We start from the raw sequence: 25,148 nt of genomic DNA, 5'->3' as shown, positions 1-25,148 counted from the left end.
CTCAGCCCCACAGCTCGGTGATGCCCACCCCCAGCTCGGCCAGCAGCCGGCGCAGCAGCGGCAGCGACAGCCCGATCACATTGCCCGGGTCGCCGTCGATGCCGTCGATGAAGGGCGCCGAGCGGCCGTCCAGGGTGAACGCCCCGGCCACATGGAGGGGTTCGCCGCTGGCCACGTACGCGGCGATCTCCTCGTCCGACGGCTCGCCGAAGCGGACCAGGGTGGACGCGGTCGCGGAGGCGTACCGCTTCGCCGCCGTGTCGTACACGCAGTGGCCGGTCTGGAGGATGCCGGCGCGGCCCCGCATGGCCTTCCAGCGGGCGGTGGCCTCCTCGGCGTCGGCGGGCTTGCCCAGGGCCCGCTTGTCCAGCTCCAGCACCGAGTCGCAGCCGATGACCAGCGCGCCGGCGGCCTCGGGCCGGGCCGCCACATGGGCGGCCTTGGCCTCGGCGAGCGCGAGGGCCAGCTCGGCGGGGGTGGGGGCGGTGAAGGCGTCCTCGTCGACCCCGCTGACGATCACCTCGGGGGCGAGGCCCGCCCGGCGCAGCAGCTGGAGGCGGGCGGGGGACGCGGAGGCCAGCACGAGACGGCGGCGCTGAGGGTCGGTCATGGCCGCCATCGTACGGACCGCGCGGTCAGTGCAGGCCCACCACGAACATCGCCAGGACCATCGCCAGCGCCAGCAGGATGCCCGCCCGGCGCAGCATGGCCTGCATGGCGCGCATCTCCTCGGGGGGTTCGTTCTCGGGGTCGGACCACAGCATCCTCCGATCCTGCGGCCGTTGGCCGGGGCCGCGCCTGAGTACGCGTACTCAGGCGCGGCCCCGTGCGGGCCCCGGGGGCGCTACGCGGGCCAGAAGGAGCGGGTCCAGGCCCGGGGGCCCGGGTGGGGGCGGGGGGTGCGGGCGATCCTCGCCGGGTCCGACCAGCCCTCTGGGGCGCGCGCCGGACCGCCGGGCGCGTCCGCGACGGCGGCGGCGCGCGCCCGGACCACCGCCAGGGCGGCGGCCAGCTCCTCGGGGGTCGGGTTGCCCCGTACGACCTTGATCATGAGGCTCCTCACAGAGGGATGTTGCCGTGCTTCTTCGGGGGCAGGTTTTCCCGCTTCGTCCGCAGCTGACGCAGGCCCCTGACGATCTGCGCCCGTGTCTCGGACGGCATGATCACCGCGTCGACATAGCCGCGCTCGGCCGCGGTGTACGGGTTGAGCAGGGCGTCCTCGTACTCCTGGATCAGCCGGGCCCGGGTCCCCTCGACGTCCTCCGCCTCCGCGATGGCCCGCCGGTGCAGGATGTTGACCGCTCCCTGCGCGCCCATCACCGCGATCTGCGCGGTGGGCCACGCCAGGTTGAGGTCGGCGCCCAGGTGCTTGGAGCCCATCACGTCGTACGCGCCGCCGAACGCCTTGCGGGTGATGACCGTGATCAGCGGGACGGTCGCCTCGGCGTACGCGTAGATGAGCTTGGCGCCGCGCCGGATGATCCCGCCGTACTCCTGGTCGACGCCCGGCAGGAAGCCCGGTACGTCGACGAACGTCAGGACCGGGATGTTGAACGCGTCGCAGGTGCGGACGAACCGGGCCGCCTTCTCCGAGGCGTTGATGTCCAGGCAGCCGGCGAACTGCATCGGCTGGTTGGCGACGATCCCGACCGGGTACCCCTCGACCCGTCCGAAGCCGGTGACGATGTTCGGCGCGAACATCGCCTGCGTCTCCAGGAACTCGCCCTCGTCCAGCACGTGTTCGACGATCCGGTGCATGTCGTACGGCTGGTTCGCCGAGTCCGGGATCAGGACGTCCAGCTCCAGGTCCTCGTCGCTCGGCGCCAGGTCCGCCTCCTCGGGGAAGGCGGGCGCCTCGGAGAGGTTGTTCGACGGCAGGTACGACAGCAGGGACTTGACGTACTCGATGGCGTCCTTCTCGTCGCCCGCCATGTGGTGCGCCACGCCCGAGGTGGTGTTGTGCGTGCGGGCGCCGCCCAGCTCCTCGAAGCCCACGTCCTCGCCGGTGACCGTCTTGATGACGTCGGGGCCGGTGATGAACATGTGCGACGTCCGGTCGACCATCACCGTGAAGTCCGTGATGGCGGGGGAGTAGACCGCGCCCCCGGCGCACGGGCCGACGACCAGGCTGATCTGCGGAATGACGCCCGAGGCATGGGTGTTGCGGCGGAAGATCTCGCCGTACATCCCGAGGGCCATGACGCCCTCCTGGATGCGGGCGCCGCCGGAGTCGTTGATGCCGATCACCGGGCAGCCGGTCTTCAGGGCGAAGTCCATCACCTTGACGATCTTCTGCCCGAACACCTCGCCGAGCGCCCCGCCGAAGACCGTGAAGTCCTGCGAGAACACCGCCACCGGGCGGCCGTCGACCGTGCCGTACCCGGTGACGACCCCGTCCCCGTACGGCCGGTTGGCCTCCAGGCCGAAGCTGGTCGAGCGGTGCCGGGCGAACTCGTCCAGCTCGACGAACGACCCCTCGTCCAGGAGCAGCGCGATCCGCTCCCGCGCGGTCAGCTTGCCCTTGGCGTGCTGCTTCTCGACCGCGCGCTCGGAGCCCGCGTGCGTCGCCTCCTCGATACGGCGCCGGAGATCCGCGAGCTTCCCCGCGGTCGTGTGGATGTCGGTGTTCTGGGGCTCTTGGAGCTTGGCCGGCTCGGACATCGGGATGCGGCTCCCTGCCTGGTCACGGGGTGAGGTGGCTACTGATCCGTAGCGTATCGGCGGGCGACACCGTTCGGCAGTGCGGTGTTTACCACACCTACGCTGGCTTGCATGACGCCCTCTTCCCCGGCAGGGAGCCCGTGGTCGGACCTCGACCGGCCGCCCCTGAACGCCGCCTCGCTGCGCCGCGCCCTCGTGCGCCCCGGTGCCCTGTGGACCTCGCTCGACGTGGTGCCCGCCACCGGCTCCACCAACTCCGACCTCGGCGCCCGCGCCGCCTCCCTGCCCGAGGGCGCCGTGCTCGTCGCCGAGGAGCAGACGGCGGGGCGCGGCCGGCTGGACCGCACCTGGTCCGCGCCCGCCCGCTCCGGCCTGTTCTTCTCCGTCCTGCTCAAGCCGGACGTGCCGGCCGGCCGCCTCGGCTGGCTGCCGCTGCTCGCCGGGGTCGCCGCCGCCACCGGCCTGGCCCGCGCCGCCGGCACCGACATGGCACTGAAATGGCCCAACGACCTCCTGGTGAAGGTGGCCGGCCCGGACGGCAAGGAGGAGCGCAAGACCGGCGGCATCCTCGCCGAGCGCGCCGGCGACCACGGCGTCGTCGTCGGCCTGGGCGTCAACGTCTCGCTGCGCGCCGAGGAGCTGCCCGTCCCCACCGCCGGCTCGCTGCTGCTGGCGGACGCCGTCTCCACCGACCGCGACCCGCTGCTGCGGGCCGTGCTGCGCGCGCTGGAGGAGTGGTACGGCAGGTGGACGGCGGCGGGCGGCGACCCCGCCGCGAGCGGCCTCCAGGAGGCGTACGCCGCGGGCTGCGCGACCCTCGGCCGCACCGTGCGCGCCGAGCTGCCGGGCGACCGGACCCTCACCGGCGAGGCGGTCGCCGTCGACGGCGACGGCCGCCTGGTGGTGGCCCCGCCCGGCGGGCGGCCGGAGGCCGTGGGCGCCGGGGACGTGGTCCACCTGCGCCAGGGGGCCTGAGACCGGACGGTACGGCTCCGGGCGGCGCGGCGCCCGGACCGGACACGACCTGCGCCGTCGGGACGTGAGCCAGGGCACACCTGCCGTATCGTGGACCGCGATCCAGCTACAGATCGGCAGGACAGTGCGCAGGGAACGGGCAGGAGGCGGCCGGTGACCGTCGACGACGCGAACTCGGGCGGGTCCGGATCCGGACCGGGCGGGGCGGAGTACCCCACCCCCCACCATGTCGTCGACCACACGGCGGAGCCGACCGACGACCCCCTGGCGATCCGGCTGGAGCAGCTGATCCTGGGCGCCGAGCGCCGCTACACGCCCTTCCAGGCGGCCCGCACCGCGGGCGTCTCCATGGACCTGGCCTCCCGGTTCTGGCGGGCCATGGGCTTCGCCGACATCGGGCAGGCCAAGGCCCTCACGGAGGCCGACGTGCTGGCCCTGCGGCGGCTGGCCGGTCTGGTCGAGGCGGGCCTGCTGAGCGAGCCGATGGCGGTGCAGGTGGCCCGGTCCACCGGCCAGACCACCGCCCGGCTGGCCGAATGGCAGATCGACTCCTTCCTGGAGGGCCTCACCGAGCCGCCCGAGCCGGGGATGACCCGCACGGAGGTCACATACCCGCTGGTCGAGCTGCTCCTGCCGGAGCTCCAGGAGTTCCTGGTGTACGTGTGGCGGCGGCAGCTCGCCGCCGCGACCGGCCGGGTGGTGCAGGCCGCCGACGACGAGGAGATGGTGGACCGGCGCCTCGCGGTCGGCTTCGCGGACCTGGTCGGCTTCACCCGGCTCACCCGGCGGCTGGAGGAGGAGGAGCTGGGCGAGCTGGTCGAGGCGTTCGAGACCACCTCGGCCGACCTGGTCGCCGCGCACGGCGGGCGGCTGATCAAAACCCTCGGCGACGAGGTGCTCTACGCGGCCGACGACGCCGGCACCGCCGCCGAGATCGCGCTGCGGCTGATCGAGACCCTCACCCACGACGAGACCATGCCGGCGCTCCGCGTGGGCATCGCCTTCGGCACGGTGACGACCCGGATGGGCGACGTCTTCGGCACGACGGTGAACCTGGCGAGCCGGCTCACCTCGATAGCCCCCAAGGACGCGGTCCTGGTCGACGGGGCCTTCGCCGAGGAGCTGGCGCGCACCGGCGAGGCGCCGGAGTCCGAGGCCCGTGCCGCCGAGGAGGCGGCCCGCGCCGAGAAGGAGGGCGAGACCCCGCCCGCCGCCGCGTACCGCTTCGCCCTCCAGCCCATGTGGCAGCGCCCGGTGCGCGGCCTCGGGGTGATCGAACCCTGGCTGCTGACGCGCCGGGAGCCTAGGATCCCGGACAGCGGTCGCTAACGTTCGTTAACCGGGAGGGTGGGTCACACATGTCCGAGGAGCGCTTCGGGGAGTTCGTCGCCGTACGCCGCCATGAGCACGTGGCGGAGCTGGTGCTCGACCGGCCCAAGGCCATGAACGCCGTCTCGACGGAGATGGCCCGCTCCCTCGGCGCCGCCTGCGCCGCCCTCGCCGAGGACCGGGCGGTCCGGGTGACCGTGCTGACCTCCTCCCACGACCGGGCGTTCTGCGTCGGCGCCGACCTCAAGGAGCGCAACTCCCTCACCGACGCCGAGCTGGTGCGCCAGCGGCCGCTCGCGCGCGGGGCGTACACCGGCGTGCTGGAGCTGCCGATGCCGACGGTGGCCGCCGTGCACGGCTTCGCGCTGGGCGGCGGCTTCGAGCTGGCGCTCGCCTGCGACCTGATCGTGGCCGACGCGACGGCGGTCGTCGGGCTGCCGGAGGTGTCGGTGGGCGTGATCCCCGGCGGCGGCGGTACGCAGCTGCTGCCGCGCCGGGTCGGGGCCGCGCGCGCGGCCGAGCTGGTCTTCACCGCGCGCCGGGTGACGGCGGACGAGGCGGCGGCGCTGGGCCTGGTGGACCGGCTGGTGGCGGACGCCCGGACCGGCGCGCTGGAGCTGGCGGCGGAGATCGCGGCGAACTCGCCGGTCGGGCTGCGGGCGGCCAAGCGGGCCATGCGGCTGGGGCACGGGCTGGACCTGCGGGCCGGCCTGGAGGTGGAGGACGCGGCGTGGCGGTCGGTGGCCTTCTCGGGCGACCGCGCGGAGGGTGTGGCGGCCTTCAACGAGAAGCGGAAGCCGCAGTGGCCGGGGGAGTGAGCCGCCGGGGTGCGGCCGGGCGGTCACCGGCCGACGTCGGCAGGGAAAAGTCATGAATCCTCCCTAAGCTTGAGGAATGGGTGAGGATGTCCGGCTACGCGCCGTCGTGGCGCTGGCGCAGGCGATGGCCTCGGCGCACACGCCGCGCGAGACGTGGCGGGCGGCGGCGCTGGGCGCGCGGGACGCGCTGGGCGGCTCGTTCGCGGCGCTCTCCATGTGGGAGCGCGACCTCGGCCGGCTGAAGGTCCTGGTGAACGCGGGCGCGCGGACGGCCGACGAGGAGGAGTTCCCCGACTCCGAGACGTACCCGGTCCACCAGTTCTCCGAGATCACCGAATTCCTGCACGAGCGGTGGGCCGGCGGCGGGGAGCCCGACGCCTGGGTGGAGACGGCCGCCGGACCCCAGGGCACCGGCGTCCCGGCGCACGCCGCCCCGCGCGGGCGGGTCGCCGCGCTCCGGCGGCGCGGCCGGGGCTGCTGTGTCGTGGCGCCGATAGTGATGCACGGGCGGGCCTGGGGCGAGCTGTATGTGGCCCGCCCGGCCGGCGAGCCGGTCTTCGACCGCCACGACGCCGACTTCGCCACCGTGCTCGCGGCGGTGGTCGCGGCCGGGATCGCGCAGACCGAGCGGCTGGAGGAGGTGCGCCGGCTCGCCTTCACCGACCCGCTGACCGGGCTCGCCAACCGGCGCGCGGTCGACATGCGGCTGGACGAGGCCGTCGAGCGCTTCCTCGCCGACGGGACGGTGGTCAGCCTGGTGGTCTGCGACCTGAACGGCCTCAAGCGGGTCAACGACACGCTCGGGCACGCCGTGGGGGACCGGCTGCTGGAGCGGTTCGGCTCGGTCCTGTCGTACTGCGGGGCGATGCTGCCCGGGGCGCTGGCGGCGCGGCTGGGCGGCGACGAGTTCTGCCTGGTGGCGGAGGGCCCGGCGGCGGACGAGGTGGTGGCCGCCGCCCACGAGCTGTGCGTGCGCGCCGGGGACCTGGAGCTGGGCGAGGGCGTGGCCTGCGGGGTGGCGTCGACCGGTGACCCGATCGGCCCGGTGCGGTCGGCGAGCCGGCTGTTCCGGCTGGCCGACGCGGCGCAGTACCGGGCCAAGGCGGCGCGGGCGCCCGGGCCGGTGGTGGCGGGGCGCGACGGCACGGTGCTGGCCCTGGCGGACCACCCGCCGCTCGCCGCCCGGGACCGCCGCAGCTTCCGGGACGCCCCGGCGGGGCCGCTGCCCGCCGGGATCGCGGGTGCGCCGCCGCCGGAGCGCGCGGTTCCGGAGCCGCCCGGGGCGTAAGGGGCTCCGGGGAAGCGAGGTAGTGACACGTCGGGATTCAGTCCGTACGCTGCTGAATATGGATATGCACACTGTCGTGGTGGGGACGTCCGGCACCACCGCCCGTGACGTCATCGCCGTGGCCCGCGGCAACGCCCGTGTCGAGCTCTCCCCGGAGGCGCTCACCGCGCTCGCCAAGGCCCGCGAGATCGTCGACGCCCTCGCCGCCAAGCCCGAGCCCGTCTACGGCGTGTCGACCGGCTTCGGGGCGCTCGCCACCCGGCACATCAGCCCCGACCTGCGCGCCCGGCTCCAGCGCAACATCGTGCGCTCGCACGCCGCCGGCATGGGCGCGCCCGTCGAGCGCGAGGTCGTCCGCGCGCTGATGTTCCTGCGCCTCAAGACCGTCTGCTCGGGCCGCACCGGCGTCCGCCCCGAGGTCGCGCGCACCATGGCGGACGTGCTCAACGCCGGGATCACCCCGGTCGTCCACGAGTACGGCTCCCTCGGCTGCTCCGGCGACCTCGCGCCGCTCAGCCACTGCGCGCTCACCCTGATGGGCGAGGGCGACGCCGAGGGCCCCGACGGCCGCGTCCGGCCCGCCGGGGAGCTGCTCGCCGAGCACGGCATCGCCCCCGTCGAGCTGCGCGAGAAGGAGGGCCTCGCCCTCCTCAACGGCACCGACGGCATGCTCGGCATGCTGATCATGGCGCTGGACGACCTGGACCGGCTCTACACCTCCGCCGACATCACCGCCGCCCTGTCGCTGGAGGCCCTCCTCGGCACCGAGAAGGTCCTCGCGCCCGAGCTGCACGCCATCCGCCCGCACCCCGGCCAGGGCGCCGCCGCCGCCAACATGCTCGCCGTGCTCCAGGGCTCCGGGCTCACCGGCCACTTCCAGCAGGACGAGGCCCCGCGCGTCCAGGACGCCTACTCGGTGCGGTGCGCCCCCCAGGTCGCCGGCGCGGGCCGCGACACCCTGGCGCACGCCCGCCTCGTCGCCGAGCGCGAGCTGGCCTCGGCCGTCGACAACCCGGTCGTCCTGCCCGACGGCCGCGTGGAGTCCAACGGCAACTTCCACGGCGCGCCCGTGGCGTACGTGCTGGACTTCCTGGCCATCGCCGCCGCCGACCTCGGCTCCATCGCCGAGCGCCGCACCGACCGGCTCCTCGACAAGAACCGCTCCCACGGCCTGCCGCCGTTCCTCGCGGACGACGCGGGCGTCGACTCGGGCCTGATGATCGCCCAGTACACGCAGGCCGCCCTGGTCAGCGAGCTGAAGCGGCTCGCCGTCCCGGCCTCCGCCGACTCCATCCCGTCCTCCGCCATGCAGGAGGACCACGTCTCCATGGGCTGGTCGGCCGCCCGCAAGCTGCGCACCGCCGTCGCCAACCTGGGCCGGATCATCGCCGTGGAGCTGTACGCCGCGACGCGGGCCGTGGAGCTGCGCCACGGGCTCACCCCGGCGCCCGCCACCCGCGCCGCCGTCGAGGCGCTGCGCGCGGCCGGCGTCCAGGGCCCCGGGCCGGATCGTTTCCTCGCACCCGACCTGGAGGCCGCCGACGCCTTCGTCCGCGAAGGCCGGCTCATCGAGGCCGTCGAGAAGGTCACCGGCCCGCTGGCCTGACACCGGCGGGCGGGACCCACGCGCGGGGCGCGCGCCGTCAGAGGGCGGTGCGCGCCCCTCGGCGTACCGCGAAGGCGACCAGGCCCGTCCCGGCGCCCAGGAAGGCGGTGCCCGCGATCAGGTACGGGGTGGTGTCCACGCCCCCGGTGTCGGCGAGCGCGAGATCGGCGCGTGCGGGCCCGGACGCTCTCGTCCCGGGCGCCTCCGCGGGCGGCCTCTCCGCGGTGGCGTTGGCCGAAGGGACGAACCACAGCGCGCCGAGCAGGGTCCCGGCGGCGGTGGCGGTCAGCAGCGGTCGACGTGCGACGGACACAGATTCAGATCCCCTTGCGGAACCGAGAATTGGCTGGTGCGCCGATGCTAATGAACACAGCGGGTCGCTGGAAAGTCGCGGCCTCCGGCGGCTTACGCTCCGTCATATGAGCCCCTCAGAGACATCACGGTATGTGCGCCTTCGGGTGGAACTGCTGCTGGAAGTCACGGACGACGATCAACTCACCGGAGCCGCGCTGGAGCGCGTGGAGGCCGACGAATTCATGGCCGACGACGAGCGTACGCACGCCCGGTCCGCGGTACGAGAAGACGAAGCGGAAGCTCTCGCGTACCTCGTCGAGCCGGTCGACCTGGTCGGCGCGGTGCCGGGCGTCGAACTCGCCCAGGCGTCGTGGACCAGCGAGAAGGTCGAGCACGACCCCGGCGCGGACCTCTGGGACCTCGACGAGGAGGATGAGGACGAGGACCAGGACGAGGAGGACGAGGAGGAGGACCGCCTCGACGACGTACGGCCGTAGCGTGTGACCCCTGTCACGTGTCCGGGCCCGGGCCGCCGCCGCGACAGGCGCGGCCGGGCCCCGCACCCGGCGGATCCGCGCGCCCCGGCCGTACCGGGAACCGACCGCCCACCGGAGCGCGTCGATCAGTGGTGTTCCCCACATCCGTGCCGGAAGGGGAACGGGACGGGTAGTTATGGGTGTTGTTGAGACTGTTGGCAGGGATTCGGCGACGATGGAGAAGCGTGTGATGACGGACAGCAAGCGGCGCAAGGGCCTGGCGGCCGCGTCCGCACTGCTCGGCGGCGTACTGGTGCTCTCGGCCTGCAGCGGCGGGGAGGACAAGGGCGACGCCTCCGGCGACGGCTCGAAGACGTCGCAGTCCCAGGTCGACGCCGCCGCCGCGAAGGACGCCTCCCAGGCCCGAATAACGATCACGCCCAAGAACGGCACGCAGAACGCCGGGATCAACGACGACGCCAAGGTCACCGTCAGCGAGGGCACGCTCACCGAAGTGACCCTGACCGACCCGGAGGGCAAGGCCGTCAAGGGCGAGATGTCCGCCGACAAGACCTCCTGGACCCCCGCCGAACAGCTCGAACGCGCCACCGTCTACAAGATCGCCGTGTCGGCGAAGGACTCCGAGGGCCGCGAGGCCCACGAGAACTCCTCCTTCACCACCGTCTCCAAGGAGAACAGCTTCATCGGGAACTTCACCCCCGAGGACGGCTCCACGGTGGGCGTCGGCATGCCCGTCTCCCTCACCTTCAACAAGGCGATCACGGACAAGAAGGCCGTCCAGTCCGGCATCACCGTCTCCACCAGCAGCGGCCAGGAGGTCGTCGGCCACTGGTTCAACAACCAGCGCCTCGACTTCCGCCCCGAGAACTACTGGGCCGAGGGCTCCAAGGTCACCCTGAAGCTGGACCTCGACGGCGTCCAGGGCGCCGACGGGGTCTACGGCGTCCAGCAGAAGACCGTCACCTTCACCATCGGCCGCAACCAGGTCTCCACCGTCGACGCCGCCACCAAGACCATGACCGTCACCCAGGACGGCAAGACGGTCAAGACCATCCCGATCTCCGCCGGCGCCCCCGAGAACCCCACCTACAACGGCCAGATGGTGATCTCCGAGAAGTTCAAGGAGACCCGGATGGACGGCTCGACCGTCGGCTTCACCAAGAAGGACGGCAAGGGCGAGTACGACATCAAGGACGTGCCGCACGCCATGCGGCTGTCCACGTCCGGCACCTTCATCCACGGCAACTACTGGGGCTCGGACTCGATCTTCGGCAAGGTCAACACCAGCCACGGCTGCGTGGGCCTGAACGACGCCAAGGGCGCGAACGACCCCAGCCAGCCGGGCGCCTGGTTCTTCGACAACTCGATCGTCGGTGACGTCGTGATCGTCAAGAACTCCAAGGACAAGACCATCGCCCCGGACAACGGCCTCAACGGCTGGAACATGAGCTGGGCCGAGTGGAAGGCCGGCTCGGCCGTCTGACCGGTCCGCTCCCGCCCCCGCGCCACGGCGAAGGCGGCGGCTCCTCCCCACCGGGAGGGCCGCCGCCTTCGCCGTACCCGCCGGGCGGGCGTACGCCCCGGGTCAGCGCGCCCCGGCGACCTCGTCCACGCCCCAGTTCGCCAGCAGCCGCAGCGCGTCCGCCGACGGCGAGCCCGGCTCCGCCGTGTACGTCACCAGCGCCAGATCGTGGTCGTCCGGCACCCGCAGCGTCTCGTACACCAGCGTCAGCTCGCCCACCAGCGGATGGCGCAGCCGCTTGGCGCCGTGCCCCTTGTCCTGCACCATGTGCGCCGCCCACAGCGTCCGGAACTCCTGGCTCTTCACCGACAGTTCGCCCACCAGCGCCGACAGCCGCGGATCGTCCGGCGAGCACCCCGCGTACATCCGCAGCACGCTCACCACCTCCGCCGCCTTCGCCTCCCAGTCGGCGTACAGGTCCCGCGCGCCCGGCGCCAGGAAGACCTGCCACGCCATGTTCCGCTCGTGCGGCTCCAGCGCCGCGAAGTCACCCAGCAGCGCCCGCGCCATCCGGTTCCAGCCGATGATGTCCAGCCGCTGCCCCAGCAGATACGCCGGCACACCCTCCATCGCGTCCAGCAGGTACTGCAGCTCCGGCCGCACCTGCTGCGCGCGGGCCGTCCCCGCCCGGCGCTTCTTCTTGTGCGTCGGCTTCGCCAGGTGCGTCAGGTGGTCCCGCTCGGCGTCGGTCAGCCGCAGCGCCCGGGCGATGGCGTCCAGCACCTCCAGGGACACATTGCGGCCGTTGCCCTGCTCCAGCCGCGTGTAGTACGCCACGGACACCCCGGCGAGCTGCGCCAGCTCCTCCCGGCGCAGCCCCGGCACCCGCCGGTGCCGCCCGAACTCGGGCAGCCCGACGTCCTCCGGCTTCAGCCGGGCCCGCCGGGAGCGGAGGAACTCACTCAGTTCGGCACGCTGGTCCATGCCTCCAAGTATTCCGGGTCGTACGTCCCGGCCCCGGGCCCAGCCTGTCCCCGCCAGTGGTACGCACAGCGGTCGTACGAACGACAGAGACCTGGGTGATCCACAGCATCGGCGGCAGGCTTGCCGTCATGACCACCAACGTCACCGCTTACGCAGCCCCCGCCGCCAACGCACCGCTGGAGCGGACCACCGTCCCGCGCCGGGCCGTCGGCGAGCACGACGTACTGATCGAGATCGCCTACGCCGGTATCTGCCACTCCGACATCCACCAGGCCCGCGACGGCTGGGGCGAGGGGATCTTCCCCATGGTCCCCGGCCACGAGATCGCCGGTGTCGTCACCGAGGCCGGTGCCGGGGTGACGAAGCACCGCGTCGGCGACCGCGTCGGCGTCGGCTGCTTCGTCGACTCCTGCCGCCGCTGCGACGCCTGCCGCCAGGGCCTGGAGCAGTTCTGCGCCGAGGGCATGACCGGCACGTACAACGCCCTCGGCCGGGACGGCGAACCGACCTACGGCGGCTACTCCACCCACATCGTGGTCGACGAGAACTACGTCGTCCGCATCCCCGACGCGCTGCCCCTCGACACCGCCGCGCCGCTGCTGTGCGCGGGCATCACCCTCTACTCGCCGCTCGCCCACTGGAAGGCCGGCCCCGGCAAGAAGGTGGCCGTCGTCGGCCTCGGCGGCCTCGGGCACATGGGCGTGAAGATCGCCCACGCCCTGGGCGCCGAGGTGACCGTCCTCAGCCAGACCCTGCGCAAGGAGGAGGACGGCCGGAGGCTGGGCGCCGACCACTTCCACGCCACCAGCGACCCGGAGACCTTCACCAAGCTCGCCGGCACCTTCGACCTGGTGGTCTCCACCGTGTCCGCGCCGCTGGACCTCGACGCCTACCTGGGCCTGCTGAAGACCGACGGCGCCCTGGTGAACGTCGGCGCGCCGGAGGAGCCCGTCTCGCTGAACCTGTTCTCCGTCATCCAGGGCCGCAGGACCCTGGCCGGCTCGATGATCGGCGGGATCGCCGAGACCCAGGAGATGCTGGACTTCTGCGCCGAGCACGGCCTGGGCGCCGAGATCGAGGTCATCGCCGCGGACCAGGTCAACGAGGCGTACGAGCGGGTGCTGAGGAGCGACGTCCGCTACCGCTTCGTCATCGACGCCGCGACGATCTGACCGCCGCCCGGGGCCGCGGACCGGCCGTCACACGACGCGCCCGGCCCGCAGCTCCAGCCGGTCGCCGCTGAACGCCTCGCGGAACCGCCGGTCGTGCGAGACCACCACGACCGCCCCCGCGAACCCGGCGAGCGCCGCCTCCAGCTCCTCCACCAGGGACAGGGCCACATGGTTGGCCGGCTCGTCCAGCACGAGGAGGCCCGCGGGCCGCGCCACCAGGCGGGCCAGCTCCAGCCGCCGCCGCTGGCCCACCGACAGCGCGGCGACCGGGACGGCCAGGTCGGCCTCCCGGAACAGCCCGAGCGCCAGCAGCTCCTCCGCGTGGTCCTCCGGGAGCCCCGGCCGCCCCGCCGCGTACGCCGCCAGCAGCGGCTCGCGCGCCGGGCGGTCCGGCAGCTCCTGGGGGAGGTGGCCCACCGGGACCGGCCGGCGCACGGTGCCCGTGTCGGGGCGCAGGTCCCCGGCGATCACCCGCAGCAGGGTCGTCTTCCCGGCGCCGTTCGGGCCGGTCACCAGGAGCCGCCCGTTCGCCGCGACGCGCAGGGCGTCCACCCGCAGCCGGCCGCCGACGGCCACACCGTCCAGCTCGACGGCGGTCCCGTCGCCCCCGGCCCCGTCCCCGGCGCTCAGCCGGGGCGTGAAGCGCAGCGGCTCGGGCGGGGCGGGGACCGGTTCCCGGCGCAGCCGCTCCAGCCGCCGGCGCGCGGCCCGGACCCGGCCGGAGAGCTTCGCCTCGTGCGAGCGCCGGTGCTTGCCGAAGCCCTCGCGCGGGTCCTTCCCGGATGCCGCGAGCCGCTGCCCGGCCGCCTCGACCAGCGCCCCGGTCGCCGCGAGGTCGTCCAGCCACTCCTGGTGGTCCTGCTCCCGGCGGCGGCGGGCGGCGGCCTTCGCGGCGCGGTAGCCGGCCCAGCCGTCGCCGTACCGGCTCACGGTGCGGGTGTCCCGGTCCACCTCCAGGATCGCGGTGGCGACCGCCTCCAGGAACGCCCGGTCGTGCGTCACGGCCAGCAGGGTGCCCCGGTGCGCCCGCAGCCGGTCCTCCAGCCAGGACATGGCCTCGCCGTCCAGGTGGTTGGTCGGCTCGTCCAGCAGCAGCAGCTCGGCGCCCGAGGACAGCGCGCAGGCCAGCGCCAGCCGGGACCGCTCCCCGCCGGACAGCGAGCCCAGCGGCCGGTCCCGCCCCAGGTGCCCGACGCCCAGCCCGTGCAGGGCCGCGTCGACCCGGGCGTCCGCGAGGTAGCCGCCGCGCTCCTCGAAGGCGCTCAACAGCTCTCCGTACGCGGACAGTTGCTCTTCGGACGCCTCCCCGAGGGCCGCCTCGGCCTCGCGCAGCCGCCGCTCCATGGCCCGCAGCCCGGCGAGCGCGGCGTCGACGGCGTCGCGTACGCGGGCCGCCGGGTCCAGGTCGAGGGTCTGCGCGAGGTACGCGATCCCGCCGGGGAAGCGGACGGTCACCTCGCCGCCGTCGGGGACGTCACGCCCGGCGAGCAGCCGCAGCAGGGTGGACTTTCCGGAGCCGTTCTCCCCGATCACCCCGACCCGTTCGCCGGGCCGGACGGTGAGGGTGACGCCGTCGAGGACGGACCTGTCCCCGTACGCCTTGGAGACGTCCTGGAGAGTGAGCTGAGAAGGGTCGTGGGCGCGCTCGCGCATGGTTCTTTCCCTGAAGGTGTCCGGGGGCGGGCAGGACGGTGCGTGACAGGACGCCCGTGGCGTCCGCGCCCGGAATCAGAGAAAGAAGTAGTACGAACCCATGCGCCCGAGTGTAGGCACCCGGGCGCGAGGGCTCCAGCGGATTTACGGGCCTGGGGCGGCCCGGCCCGGCCTCAGCCCCCGGCGGGGGCCACGCCGATCGGGCAGGAGACGCCCGTGCCGCCGATGCCGCAGTAGCCGCCGGGGTTCTTGTCCAGGTACTGCTGGTGGTACGGCTCGGCCGGGTGGAAGGGCCGTTCGCCGGCGGGGAGGATCTCCGTGGTGATCTCCCCGTAGCCGGAGCCGTTCAGCACCCGCTGGTACGCGGCGCGGGAGGACGCGGCGGCCTCGGCCTGGGCCGGGGAGTGGGTGTAGACGGCCGAGCGGTACTGGGTGCCGACGTCGTTGCCCTGGCGGAAGCCCTGGGTCGGGTCGTGGGACTCCCAGAACAGCTTCAGCAGCGCCGTGTACGGCACCACCGACGGGTCGAAGACCACGCGGACGACCTCGGTGTGGCCCGTCATCCCCGAGCAGACCTCCTCGTAGGTGGGGTTCGGGGTGTGGCCGCCCTGGTAGCCGACGAGGGTGGTCCACACGCCCTCGGTCTGCCAGAACTTCCGCTCGGCGCCCCAGAAGCAGCCCAGGGCGAAGTCCGCGACCTCCAGCCCGGCCGGGTACGGGCCGAGCAGCGGGTTGCCGAGGACGGTGTGGCGGGAGGGGACGGTGAACCCGGGCTCCGGGCGGCCGGGCAGGGCCTGGTCCGGGGTGGGGAGCACGGGGGTGCGGCCGAACAGCATGACAGTCGTCTCCTTCACGAGGGCGGCACCCGCACAACGCGCGCGTGCCCGCCGGAATTCCGCCGCGCGCCCCCGCCCCTCGGCCCCGGCCACTCCCGCCGGAGCCGCTTCCCGCGCGCCCGCCCGTCAGCGCGACAGCGTCGCGGGGCTGCCGCCGTTCGCCTCGTACCCCGCCACCGCCAGCGCCCGGTACACGGCGTACTGCGCCGCCGGGTCCTCCGACAGCGTCCACGGCAGGGCGCCGATGTGGCCGTCCACGTGGACCAGCTGGTGCATGGCCTCCGACCAGCGCTCCGCGCCCACCAGGAAGTGGACCAGCAGATGGCGGACGTGCGCCAGCATCGGGTCGTCCGGGCGGGCCGAGTGCACCGCGTACAGCGCGCCCTCCATCGCCTTGGACACCACCTCGGTGGCGTAGAGGTTCTGCACCATCGCCACCTCCGGCAGGTGCTCGAAGACCGCGAACAGCGGCAGCGCGGCGAGCAGCGACCCCTGCGGGGCGCGCGCGGCGGCCGAGGTGGCGAACCGGTCCGCGTCCTTCCGGGAGCCGTGCCACTTCTCGCACCAGTAGTGCAGCGCCGCCAGGTGCGCGCCCATGTGCTGCGGGGCCCGGTCGATGACCTTCGCCCACACCTGGTCGAACTGCTCGTGGGAGTACCCGAGGCCGCGCGCCACGGCCAGCTCGGTGATGTACGGGACCGGGTCGCCAGGGGCCAGCAGCGCGGCCTGCTCGCAGACCGTGCGCGCCTCCTCCAGGATGATCCGGAAGTCGTCCGAGCCGGCCGACGACGACCGCCACGCCTGCTGCACCAGGAACTCGGCGTGCACCGCGGCCCCGCCCGGGTCCTTCGGCTTCTCGCTGCGCCAGGCCCGCAGCCACGCGCCGCCCTCGCCCGGCCGCTGCGCCAGCTCCAGCGACGCGGCGCCCGCGAACGCCTGCACGCGCTGCCAGCGCACCTCGCCGTCCTTGCCGGTGCCGGCCAGCAACTGGGAGGCGGCCCGCCAGTCCTGGGTGCGCTGCACCACGTCCAGGACGTCGAGGAGGTCCTCGTCCGGGCCCGGCATCCGCACGTCCAGGTGCTCCTGGCGCACGAAGCCGTAGGCGCTCGGGTCGGCCGCGTCCGGGGACCCGGGCGGGACGAGGCGGATGCCCCCGCCGGACCGGCGGCGCATCAGCCACGGCGCCAGCACCATGCCGATCAGACCCAACGCGAGCAGGAACCAGAGAATCTCCATGCGTCCATTGTCCCGGACGCGCGCGGGGACCCGGGCCGCCGGGACTACGCTCGGGCCCCATGAGCGACGAGCACACCCACCAGAACTTCGAGACCCGCGCCATCCACGCGGGCAACACCGCCGACCCGCTGACCGGCGCGGTCGTCCCGCCCATCTACCAGGTGTCCACCTACAAGCAGGACGGTGTGGGCGGTCTGCGCGGCGGCTACGAGTACAGCCGCAGCGCCAACCCCACGCGCAGCGCCCTGGAGGAGAACCTCGCGGCGCTGGAGGGCGGGCGGCGCGGCCTGGCCTTCGCCTCCGGCCTGGCCGCCGAGGACTGCCTGCTGCGCACGCTGCTCGCCCCGGGCGACCACGTGGTGATCCCCAACGACGCGTACGGCGGCACCTTCCGCCTGTTCGCGAAGGTGGTGGCGCGGTGGGGCGTGGAGTGGTCGGTGGCCGACACCTCCGACCCGGCGGCGGTGCGCGACGCGCTGACCGACCGTACGAAGGCGATCTGGGTCGAGACGCCGTCGAACCCGCTGCTGGGCATCACCGACATCGCGGCCCTCGCGGACGTGGCCCGCTCGGCCGGGGTGAAGCTGGTGGTCGACAACACCTTCGCCAGCCCCTACCTCCAGCAGCCGCTGGCGCTCGGCGCGGACGTCGTCGTGCACTCGCTGACCAAGTACATGGGTGGGCACTCCGACGTGGTCGGCGGCGCGCTGGTGGTCGCGGACGAGACGCTCGGCGAGGAACTGGCCTTCCACCAGAACGCGATGGGCGCGGTGGCCGGGCCGTTCGACTCGTGGATCGTGCTGCGCGGGATCAAGACGCTGGCCGTGCGCATGGACCGGCACAGCGAGAACGCGACCCGGGTGGCGGAGATGCTGACCCGGCACCCCAAGGTCACCTCCGTGCTCTACCCGGGCCTGCCCGGGCACCCGGGCCACGAGGTCGCGGCCAAGCAGATGCGCTCCTTCGGCGGGATGATCTCCTTCCGCGTCCAGGGTGGCGAGGAGGCGGCCGTCGCGGTCTGCGACCGGGCGAAGCTGTTCACGCTGGGCGAGTCGCTGGGCGGGGTCGAGTCGCTGATCGAGCACCCGGGCCGGATGACGCACGCGAGCGTCGCCGGTTCGCTGCTGGAGGTCCCGGCGGACCTGGTGCGGCTGTCGGTCGGCATCGAGAACGTGGACGACCTGCTGGAGGACCTGCGCCAGGCCCTCGGCTGAGCCGGGGCCGCACCCCGGCGGCGCTCACCAGCCCTCGAACGGGGGCGTGACACCCGCCGGGGGCGCCCGCCACGGCTCCGCGGCCGCCGCCCAGACGGTGAACGCCACCGCGGCGGCGGCCAGCAGCAGCCACAGCAGCCGCCGCAGCGCCCGGTCCCGCCGCTGCACCCGGGCGCCGCGGCTGACCGCGCCGGGGAGCAGGCCGGGCGGGAGGGGGACGTCCGCCGGGGCCCGGAGCAGGCGCCGGACCTCGTCCTCCCCGCGGCCGGTCACGCCGCCCGCCGCAGGACGGCGACGGCCCGCGCGCAGGTGGCGCGCACCCGGTCGGCCGGGAGCCCGAGCAGCGCCGCGACCTGCTCCTCCTCGACGCCTTCGTACAGCCGCAGCACGACGACCAGCCGCTCGCGCGGGGCCAGCGGGGAGAGCACCCCGCCGCGGGGGCGGTGGTGGCGCCAGGAGGCGCGGGCGAACCGGGCGGCCAGCTCGCGGCGGGTGAGGTCGTACGGGTCCTCGTCGCGCAGCCGGTCCCAGCGGGCGTACGTGGCGGCCAGCGCGGCGGTCAACAGCTCCTGCGCGCGGGGCGCGCGCCCGGGGCGCTCGGTGGTGAGGAGGGTGGCGGCGTGCAGCAGCCGGCCCGCGGCGCCCGCGACGTACGCCTCGAAGCCCCGCTCGCGGACGCGGGGGAGCCGTGCCGTGGCGTGATGCCGCCGCTGCTCGTCCACGTGCTCATATCAGACCGGGCGCGCGGCCCGGGTCAAGAGGCGGGAGCCGCCTCCGTCTCCCGCTCGGCCGGGGGCAGGCCGGCCTGCCGGGCGGAGAGGGCGGAGTTGAAGCGGGTGAGCAGGGTGCAGAAGGAGTCGCGCTCGGCCTCCGTCCAGCCGTCGGTGACCTGCGCCATCAGCTCGCGCCGGGAGGAGCGGACCTCCTCCAGGCGGGCCTGGCCGCGCGGGGACAGCTGGAGCACGACCGCGCGGCCGTCCTCCGGGTGCGAGGTCCGCTTGACCAGGCCGGTGTCGACCAGCGGCGCGACCTGGCGGGTGACGGTGGACGAGTCGATGCCCATGCCCGCCGCCAGCGCCTTGACGCCCATCGGTCCCTCCTGGTCGAGGCGGTTGAGCAGCAGGTAGGCGGCGCGGTCCATCGAGTTGCGGAGCTGGCCGGTGCCGCCGAGGCGGGTCTGCTCGGCCCGGCGGGCGAAGACGGCCACCTGGTGCTGGAGGGCGTCGAGGAGACCGTGGTCGCCCGGGGCTTCGGGGGCGGGCCCCGGGGAGACAGGCGCAGGAGTCGTCATGTCCTGAGATGTGGGCATGGCTGCGGGGCTCTCTCGTGCGGAGGTGGTCGGTTGGTGGGGGACAGAGTACGCGGCCCGGTGCGCTGTGGGACCGGCGCTGCCCAAACGTGATGAGCTGCGAGACTGGGCGTCATGAGCTTCGGTACGCCATACCCCTCACACCCGGTGATCCTCGACGACGTCCGGGGGGCGCAGAAGATGCTCTCCGGGGTGGCCCGGGTGACCCCGCTGGAGGGCAGCCGGTACCTGTCGGGGCTGGTGGGCGCGCCGGTGCACTTCAAGTGCGAGAACCTCCAGCGGACCGGGTCGTTCAAGCTGCGGGGCGCGTACGTGCGGATCTCGGGGCTGCGCCCGGAGGAGCGGGCGGCGGGGGTCGTCGCGGCGTCGGCGGGCAACCACGCGCAGGGCGTCGCGCTGGCGTCGTCGCTGCTGGGCGTGCGGTCGACGGTGTTCATGCCGATGGGAGCCCCGCTGCCGAAGGTGGCGGCGACCCGGGAGTACGGGGCGGACGTACGGCTGCACGGGCAGGTGGTGGACGAGACGCTGGCGGCGGCGCAGGAGTACGCGCACGACACCGGCGCGGTGTTCATCCACCCCTTCGACCACCGGGACGTCATCGCGGGCCAGGGCACCGTGGGGCTGGAGATCCTCGAACAGTGCCCGGAGGTGCGGACGATCGTCGTCGGGGTCGGCGGCGGCGGCCTGGCGGCGGGCATCGCGGTGGCGGTCAAGGCGCTGCGCCCGGACGTGAAGGTGATCGGCGTGCAGGCGGAGGCCGCCGCCGCGTACCCGCCGTCCCTGGCGGCGGGCCACCCGCTGGTGGTGGACACCTCGCCCACGATGGCGGACGGCATCCATGTGGGGCGCCCGGGCGACGTGCCGTTCGGGATCGTCGGGGAGCTGGTCGACGAGGTGCGCACGGTGACCGAGGACCAGCTGTCGTCGGCGCTGCTGCTCTGCCTGGAGCGGGCCAAGCTGGTGGTGGAGCCGGCCGGGGCGAGCCCGGTGGCGGCGCTGCTGGCCCGGCCCGAGTCGTTCACCGGGCCGGTGGTGGCGGTGCTGTCGGGCGGGAACGTCGACCCGCTGCTGATGCAGCGGATCCTGCGTCACGGCATGGCGGCGGCCGGCCGCTACCTGAGCCTGCGGCTGCGGCTGGCGGACCGGCCCGGCGCGCTGGCGACGCTGCTGGGCGTGCTGTCGGTCGCGGACGCCAATGTGCTGGACGTGGGCCATGTCCGGACCGATCCGCTGCTGGGCCTGACGGAGGTGGAGGTGGAGCTGCACCTGGAGACGAAGGGGCCCGAGCACTGCGCGGAGGTGGCGGCGGCGCTGCGGGGGGCCGGGTACACCGTCGCCTGACGCGATGTAACGCGTTGCGGTGGGGTCACGGTCACACAATTGGCGGGCATCCGCCGCCCGGCTTCTCTACGCTGCGGATAGCGATTCGGCCATCCACGGGGAGAACCCACATGCCAGGCGCAATCCATGCCGAGGGTCTGGTCAAGACCTTCGGTGACGTACGAGCTCTGGACGGCGTGGACCTCGACGTCCCCGAGGGGACCGTCCTGGGGTTGCTCGGTCCCAACGGGGCCGGCAAGACCACCACCGTCCGGGTGCTGACCACCCTGCTCAAGCCCGACAGCGGCAGGGCCGTCGTCGCGGGCATCGACGTGCTCAAGCACCCCAACGAGGTCCGCCGGGCCATCGGGCTCTCCGGCCAGTTCGCCGCCGTCGACGAGTACCTCACCGGCCGCGAGAACCTGCACATGGTCGGCCAGCTCTACCAGATGTCCAGTAAGGCCGCGAAGGCCCGGGCGGGCGAGCTGCTGGAGCGCTTCAACCTCGCCGAGGCCGCCGACCGGCCCGCCAAGACCTACTCGGGCGGTATGCGCCGCCGCCTCGACCTCGCCGCCGCGCTGGTGGTCTCGCCCCCCGTGATGTTCATGGACGAGCCGACCACCGGGCTCGACCCGCGCAACCGGCAGCAGCTCTGGGACGTCATCCAGGAGCTGGTCGCCGGCGGTACGACCCTGCTGCTCACCACGCAGTACCTGGAGGAGGCCGACCACCTGGCCCACGACATCTGCGTCGTCGACCACGGCAAGGTCATCGCCCGCGGCACCTCCGACCAGCTCAAGGCCCGCACCGGCGGCGAGCGCGTGGAGGTCGTGGTGCACCGGTCCGACGAGATCGAGCCCGCCCGCGCCGTCCTCGGCGGCTTCGGCAAGGGCGAGGTCTCCGTGGAGAACCACACCCGCAAGCTCACCGTCCCGGTGGCCGGCGGCGCCAAGCTGCTCGCCGAGGTCATCCGCGAGCTGGACACCCGGGGCGTGGAGATCGACGACATCGGCCTGCGCCGCCCCACCCTCGACGACGTGTTCATCTCGCTGACCGGCCACGCCGCCGAGCTGGACGGCGACAAGGGCACCGAGCCCGGCGGCGACGGCCCCGGGGCCGCCACGAGCCAGGAGGCCGCGAAGTGAGCACCGTGTCCGAGACCACCCCCCGGCTCGCCGGGCCCCAGCCGCGCGGCGGGATCGCCCAGTCGGTCACCGACTCCCTGGTGATCGCCCGGCGGAACCTGATCCGGATGTCCCGCATCCCCGAGATGATCATTTTCGGGCTGATCCAGCCGATCATGTTCGTGGTGCTGTTCACTTACGTCTTCGGCGGGTCCATCCAGGTCGGCAGCGCCATCTCCCCGGAGGCGTACAAGGAGTTCCTGATGGCGGGCATCTTCGCCCAGACCGTCACCTTCGCCACCGCCGGCGCGGGCGCCGGGATCGCCGACGACATGCACAAGGGCCTGATCGACCGGTTCCGGTCGCTGCCCATGGCCCGCGGTGCGGTGCTCACCGGCCGTACGCTCGCCGACCTCGTCCAGACGGCCCTGACGCTCGCGGTGCTCGCCGGCGTCGCGCTGATCGTCGGCTGGCGGACCCACGAGAACATCGGCAAGGTGCTGCTCGGCTTCGGCCTGCTGCTCCTGCTGGGGTACGCCTTCTCGTGGATCGGCGCGCTGATCGGCCTGTCCGTCCGGACGCCCGAGGCCGCCACCTCCGGCGGCCTGATCTGGCTGTTCCCGCTGACGTTCATCTCGAACGCCTTCGTCGACGCGTCCAACATGCCGACCGTCCTGCGCACCATCGCCGAGTGGAACCCGTTCAGCGCCACCGTCCAGGCGTGCCGCGAGCTGTTCGGCAACCTGCCGCCGGGCTTCCAGGCGCCGGACGCCTGGCCCATGCAGCACCCGATCATCGCGTCGGTGCTGTGGTCGGTGCTGATCCTGGTCGTCTTCCGGACCCTGGCGGTGCGCAAGTACCGCTCGGCCGTCTAGGACCCCGGCTACTGGTCATTACGGACGAAGGGGCCGGGCCGCGCGGTGTGCGCGGCCCGGCCCCTTCGCCGTGTCCTTCGCCGAGTCCTCGGCCGTGCCCGTCGCCGGGCCGTCCCGGCTCAGCCCGAGTACGGCTTCGCGTCGAGGATCCGCACCGACGCCTTCTTGCCGTTCGGCAGCTCGTACTCGGCGTCCTCGCCGATCTTCTTGCCGTTGACGCCCGAGCCCAGCGGCGACTGCGGGGAGTACGTCTCGATGTCGGAGCTGGCGTACTCGCGCGAGGCGAGCAGGAAGTTCAGGGTGTCGTCCTCGTCGCCGTCGAACGCGATGGTGACCACCATGCCGGGCGCCACCACACCGCTCTCCGCGGGAGCCTCGCCCACCTTCGCGTGCTCCAGGAGCTGGGTGAGCTGGCGCACCCGCAGCTCCTGCTTGCCCTGCTCCTCCTTGGCCGCGTGGTACCCGCCGTTCTCACGGAGGTCGCCCTCCTCGCGCGCGGCCGCGATCTTGGCGGCGATCTCGGTTCGCGCGGGACCAGACAGGTACTCCAGCTCGGCCCTGAGCTGGTTGTACGCCTCCTGGGTGAGCCAGGTGACGTTTTCGCTGGTCTGGGTCACAGGTGCTCCTCGTCGGTACTGGGAATACAAAGCATCGCCCTACCCAGAAGGATTCTGCCTTCCTGGATGGGCGAAACCACGAGCCTAACAATTTCGGCGGGCGAGGGGGAGGACGAAAGCCCCGGAATCTTCGTACGCCCTGGTCACGGCGGGGACACGGCGGGGGCACCGCGCGGGCGGGCGGCGCGTCCGGCCCCGGCGGGCGCCCGGTCCTACTCCGACGTACAGCCGAGCAGCTCGACGCTGGTCGCACGGGCCGTCGTACGCACGGTGACGACCTCGTCGATCCGCTCGGCGGCCCGGTCGAACCGGACGTCCTTGTGGCCCACCTCGGCGCCGTCCTCGGCCAGCGCCCGCAGGGTGCACGACCCCCGGGCGTCCCGGTCCTTGCGGACCTCCAGGTGCGCCTGCACCCGGTCCGCCTCCGACACGTCGAACTTGATCATCTCGGCGTGGACGCGCTGCCCGGCGACGTAGTCGTAGCCGAACCAGCCGACCAGCGCGAGCAGCCCGGCGCCCAGCACCGCGCCCACGACCTTGAGCGTACGGTCGGAGCGCTCGTCCGCCGAGCGGCCGTACCGGCCCTCGGGCAGGCCCTCGCGTACCGCACTCATGATCGTTCCTCTCGTGTTCCGGACGACGGAATTTTCCGCCCCCCGATTCCGTCACTATAGAAGCCGGCCGATGTGACAATTCATGAGGATCGAGTCTTGACTGAGCAGCTGCGACTGATGGCCGTTCACGCCCACCCCGACGACGAGTCGAGCAAGGGCGCGGCGACGATGGCCAAGTATGTGTCCGAGGGGGTGGACGTGCTGGTCGTGACCTGCACCGGGGGCGAGCGCGGCTCCATCCTCAACCCGAAGCTCCAGGGCGACCCGTACATCGAGGAGAACATCCACGAGGTCCGCCGCAAGGAGATGGACGAGGCCCGCGAGATCCTCGGGGTCCGCCAGGAGTGGCTGGGCTTCGTCGACTCGGGCCTGCCCGAGGGCGACCCGCTGCCGCCGCTCCCGCAGGGCTGCTTCGCCCTGGAGGACGTGGACAAGGCCGCCGGGCGCCTGGTGCGGTCCATCCGGTCGTTCCGCCCGCAGGTCGTCACCACGTACGACGAGAACGGCGGCTACCCGCACCCCGACCACATCATGACGCACAAGATCACGATGGTGGCGTTCGAGGGCGCGGCCGACGCCGAGAAGTACCCGGAGTCCGAGTTCGGCCCGGTCTGGCAGGTCTCGAAGGTCTACTACAACCAGGGCTTCAACCGCCCGCGCACGGTCGCCCTGCACGAGGCGCTGCTGGCGCGCGGCCTGGAGTCCCCGTACGGCGAGTGGCTGGAGCGCTGGAAGGAGTTCGAGCGCGCCGAGCGGACCCTGACCACGCACGTGCCGTGCGCGGACTTCTTCGAGACCCGCGACAAGGCCCTGATCGCACACGCCACGCAGATCGACCCGGACGGCGGCTGGTTCCGGGTGCCCATGGAGATCCAGAAGGAGGTCTGGCCGACCGAGGACTACGAGCTGGCCACCTCCGTGGTGGACACCTCCCTCCCCGAGGACGACCTCTTCGCGGGCATCCGCGACAATGCCTGACATGAGCGCACACCAGGCACTGACCCAGCTCGTCCCGCTCGCCGCCCAGGAGCTCGACAAGAACAAGGTGACCCCCGGCGTCCTCGGGTTCATCGTCTTCGCCGTGATGGCGCTGGGCGTGTGGATGCTGATGAAGTCGATGAACCGCCACATGGGCAAGGTCGACTTCGAGGAGGCCCCGGAACCGGCCACGGCCACGGGCCCCGAGACCCCCGCGGCGTCCGGCAAGAACGCCCGCTGACGCCCCCGCCCGGCCCCGCGAGCGCCCCCGGCGCCCCGCGGGGCC

General features: G+C 73.5%; 28 protein-coding genes. 14 read left to right on the top strand and 14 right to left on the bottom strand.

The features are described 5' to 3' along the window. Position 1: 1 nt before the first annotated feature. The 4 genes from ACF08D_RS13990 to ACF08D_RS13975 form a co-directional block, all read right to left on the bottom strand. Entirely contained in the window at positions 2-610 is a 609-nt protein-coding gene (locus ACF08D_RS13990; protein ID WP_392222840.1) for a Maf family protein, read from the bottom strand. A gap of 25 nt (positions 611-635) precedes the next feature. Further along, entirely contained in the window at positions 636-764 is a 129-nt protein-coding gene (gene mmpB, locus ACF08D_RS13985; protein WP_392222839.1) for a morphogenic membrane protein MmpB, read from the bottom strand. An 80-nt stretch (positions 765-844) separates the two neighbouring features. Beyond that, on the bottom strand, positions 845-1,051 hold the full coding sequence (locus ACF08D_RS13980; protein WP_392222838.1) for an acyl-CoA carboxylase epsilon subunit: 207 nt from the start codon (positions 1,049-1,051) through the stop codon (positions 845-847). Between the two features lie 8 nt (positions 1,052-1,059). After that, the gene (locus ACF08D_RS13975) at positions 1,060-2,661 is read right to left on the bottom strand and encodes an acyl-CoA carboxylase subunit beta (RefSeq protein ID WP_392222837.1); all 1,602 of its coding nucleotides are present in this window, start codon (positions 2,659-2,661) and stop codon (positions 1,060-1,062) included. A gap of 111 nt (positions 2,662-2,772) precedes the next feature. Here ACF08D_RS13975 and ACF08D_RS13970 point away from each other — a divergent pair, with 111 nt between their 5' ends. The 5 genes from ACF08D_RS13970 (at position 2,773) to hutH (ending at position 8,677) form a co-directional block, all read left to right on the top strand. Continuing rightward, positions 2,773-3,636: a biotin--[acetyl-CoA-carboxylase] ligase gene (locus ACF08D_RS13970; protein WP_392222836.1), complete on the top strand. Its 864-nt coding sequence runs from the start codon at positions 2,773-2,775 to the stop codon at positions 3,634-3,636. A gap of 153 nt (positions 3,637-3,789) precedes the next feature. After that, a complete protein-coding gene (locus ACF08D_RS13965) occupies positions 3,790-4,965 on the top strand; it encodes an adenylate/guanylate cyclase domain-containing protein (RefSeq protein ID WP_392222835.1) in 1,176 nt (391 codons plus the stop codon). A gap of 29 nt (positions 4,966-4,994) precedes the next feature. After that, positions 4,995-5,783 (top strand): enoyl-CoA hydratase/isomerase family protein, encoded by a 789-nt coding sequence (locus tag ACF08D_RS13960; RefSeq protein WP_392222834.1) that lies wholly within the window; start codon positions 4,995-4,997, stop codon positions 5,781-5,783. 76 nt (positions 5,784-5,859) lie between these two features. Beyond that, complete coding sequence (locus ACF08D_RS13955; RefSeq protein WP_392222833.1) at positions 5,860-7,071, top strand: diguanylate cyclase domain-containing protein; 1,212 nt, start codon at positions 5,860-5,862, stop codon at positions 7,069-7,071. A gap of 64 nt (positions 7,072-7,135) precedes the next feature. Next, complete coding sequence (gene hutH, locus ACF08D_RS13950) at positions 7,136-8,677, top strand: histidine ammonia-lyase (protein ID WP_392223194.1); 1,542 nt, start codon at positions 7,136-7,138, stop codon at positions 8,675-8,677. Positions 8,678-8,714: 37 nt separating this feature from the next. On the opposite strand, the gene ACF08D_RS13945 is transcribed toward hutH, so the two are convergent. Beyond that, positions 8,715-8,990: a hypothetical protein gene (locus ACF08D_RS13945; protein ID WP_392222832.1), complete on the bottom strand. Its 276-nt coding sequence runs from the start codon at positions 8,988-8,990 to the stop codon at positions 8,715-8,717. 106 nt (positions 8,991-9,096) lie between these two features. Here ACF08D_RS13945 and ACF08D_RS13940 point away from each other — a divergent pair, with 106 nt between their 5' ends. Both ACF08D_RS13940 and ACF08D_RS13935 read left to right on the top strand, forming a co-directional pair. After that, positions 9,097-9,468, top strand: a complete 372-nt coding sequence (locus tag ACF08D_RS13940; RefSeq protein ID WP_392222831.1) for a hypothetical protein — start codon at positions 9,097-9,099, stop codon at positions 9,466-9,468. A gap of 214 nt (positions 9,469-9,682) precedes the next feature. Next, a complete protein-coding gene (locus ACF08D_RS13935; protein WP_392222830.1) occupies positions 9,683-10,951 on the top strand; it encodes an Ig-like domain-containing protein in 1,269 nt (422 codons plus the stop codon). 102 nt (positions 10,952-11,053) lie between these two features. On the opposite strand, the gene ACF08D_RS13930 is transcribed toward ACF08D_RS13935, so the two are convergent. Then, positions 11,054-11,914 (bottom strand): helix-turn-helix domain-containing protein, encoded by an 861-nt coding sequence (locus ACF08D_RS13930; RefSeq protein ID WP_392222829.1) that lies wholly within the window; start codon positions 11,912-11,914, stop codon positions 11,054-11,056. 128 nt (positions 11,915-12,042) lie between these two features. On the opposite strand from ACF08D_RS13930, the gene ACF08D_RS13925 reads away from it, so the two are divergent. Next, complete coding sequence (locus tag ACF08D_RS13925) at positions 12,043-13,086, top strand: NAD(P)-dependent alcohol dehydrogenase (RefSeq protein WP_392222828.1); 1,044 nt, start codon at positions 12,043-12,045, stop codon at positions 13,084-13,086. A gap of 27 nt (positions 13,087-13,113) precedes the next feature. On the opposite strand, the gene abc-f is transcribed toward ACF08D_RS13925, so the two are convergent. The 3 genes from abc-f to ACF08D_RS13910 form a co-directional block, all read right to left on the bottom strand. Then, positions 13,114-14,739 (bottom strand): ribosomal protection-like ABC-F family protein, encoded by a 1,626-nt coding sequence (gene abc-f / locus ACF08D_RS13920; protein ID WP_392222827.1) that lies wholly within the window; start codon positions 14,737-14,739, stop codon positions 13,114-13,116. 173 nt (positions 14,740-14,912) lie between these two features. Continuing rightward, positions 14,913-15,575, bottom strand: a complete 663-nt coding sequence (gene msrA / locus ACF08D_RS13915) for a peptide-methionine (S)-S-oxide reductase MsrA (RefSeq protein ID WP_392223193.1) — start codon at positions 15,573-15,575, stop codon at positions 14,913-14,915. Positions 15,576-15,701: 126 nt separating this feature from the next. Further along, complete coding sequence (locus ACF08D_RS13910; RefSeq protein WP_392222826.1) at positions 15,702-16,811, bottom strand: hypothetical protein; 1,110 nt, start codon at positions 16,809-16,811, stop codon at positions 15,702-15,704. A 59-nt stretch (positions 16,812-16,870) separates the two neighbouring features. Here ACF08D_RS13910 and ACF08D_RS13905 point away from each other — a divergent pair, with 59 nt between their 5' ends. Next, complete coding sequence (locus ACF08D_RS13905; protein ID WP_392222825.1) at positions 16,871-18,025, top strand: cystathionine gamma-synthase; 1,155 nt, start codon at positions 16,871-16,873, stop codon at positions 18,023-18,025. A 24-nt stretch (positions 18,026-18,049) separates the two neighbouring features. Here the strand turns inward: ACF08D_RS13905 and ACF08D_RS13900 are convergent, their stop codons facing one another. From ACF08D_RS13900 to ACF08D_RS13890, 3 genes are read right to left on the bottom strand one after another with little or no spacing between them, the layout of a single operon-like run. Then, a complete protein-coding gene (locus tag ACF08D_RS13900; protein WP_392222824.1) occupies positions 18,050-18,298 on the bottom strand; it encodes a hypothetical protein in 249 nt (82 codons plus the stop codon). Next, positions 18,295-18,747, bottom strand: a complete 453-nt coding sequence (locus ACF08D_RS13895) for a sigma factor-like helix-turn-helix DNA-binding protein (RefSeq protein WP_392222823.1) — start codon at positions 18,745-18,747, stop codon at positions 18,295-18,297. The genes ACF08D_RS13900 and ACF08D_RS13895 overlap by 4 nt, the downstream gene beginning before the upstream one ends. A gap of 32 nt (positions 18,748-18,779) precedes the next feature. After that, positions 18,780-19,316 (bottom strand): MarR family winged helix-turn-helix transcriptional regulator, encoded by a 537-nt coding sequence (locus ACF08D_RS13890; protein ID WP_392222822.1) that lies wholly within the window; start codon positions 19,314-19,316, stop codon positions 18,780-18,782. Positions 19,317-19,448: 132 nt separating this feature from the next. Between ACF08D_RS13890 and ilvA the strand changes: the two genes are divergently transcribed. The 3 genes from ilvA (at position 19,449) to ACF08D_RS13875 (ending at position 22,653) form a co-directional block, all read left to right on the top strand. After that, positions 19,449-20,675: a threonine ammonia-lyase gene (ilvA, locus tag ACF08D_RS13885; RefSeq protein ID WP_392222821.1), complete on the top strand. Its 1,227-nt coding sequence runs from the start codon at positions 19,449-19,451 to the stop codon at positions 20,673-20,675. Between the two features lie 110 nt (positions 20,676-20,785). After that, the gene (locus tag ACF08D_RS13880) at positions 20,786-21,799 is read left to right on the top strand and encodes an ATP-binding cassette domain-containing protein (RefSeq protein ID WP_392222820.1); all 1,014 of its coding nucleotides are present in this window, start codon (positions 20,786-20,788) and stop codon (positions 21,797-21,799) included. Between the two features lie 5 nt (positions 21,800-21,804). Beyond that, complete coding sequence (locus ACF08D_RS13875; protein ID WP_392223192.1) at positions 21,805-22,653, top strand: ABC transporter permease; 849 nt, start codon at positions 21,805-21,807, stop codon at positions 22,651-22,653. Positions 22,654-22,772: 119 nt separating this feature from the next. On the opposite strand, the gene greA is transcribed toward ACF08D_RS13875, so the two are convergent. Continuing rightward, entirely contained in the window at positions 22,773-23,270 is a 498-nt protein-coding gene (greA, locus tag ACF08D_RS13870) for a transcription elongation factor GreA (RefSeq protein ID WP_392222819.1), read from the bottom strand. A gap of 212 nt (positions 23,271-23,482) precedes the next feature. Beyond that, positions 23,483-23,884 (bottom strand): DUF4307 domain-containing protein, encoded by a 402-nt coding sequence (locus ACF08D_RS13865; RefSeq protein WP_392222818.1) that lies wholly within the window; start codon positions 23,882-23,884, stop codon positions 23,483-23,485. Between the two features lie 96 nt (positions 23,885-23,980). Between ACF08D_RS13865 and mca the strand changes: the two genes are divergently transcribed. Then, entirely contained in the window at positions 23,981-24,862 is an 882-nt protein-coding gene (gene mca / locus ACF08D_RS13860; RefSeq protein WP_392222817.1) for a mycothiol conjugate amidase Mca, read from the top strand. Then, positions 24,855-25,103, top strand: a complete 249-nt coding sequence (locus ACF08D_RS13855; protein ID WP_392222816.1) for a hypothetical protein — start codon at positions 24,855-24,857, stop codon at positions 25,101-25,103. The genes mca and ACF08D_RS13855 overlap by 8 nt, the downstream gene beginning before the upstream one ends. The last annotated feature ends 45 nt before the right edge of the window (positions 25,104-25,148 follow it).

Source organism: Streptomyces sp. NPDC015131 (genome assembly GCF_043079975.1).
In the GTDB taxonomy this organism is placed as follows: domain Bacteria; phylum Actinomycetota; class Actinomycetes; order Streptomycetales; family Streptomycetaceae; genus Streptomyces.
Note: the sequence above shows the minus strand (reverse complement) of the source record. Positions and strands in the feature narration are given on the sequence as shown.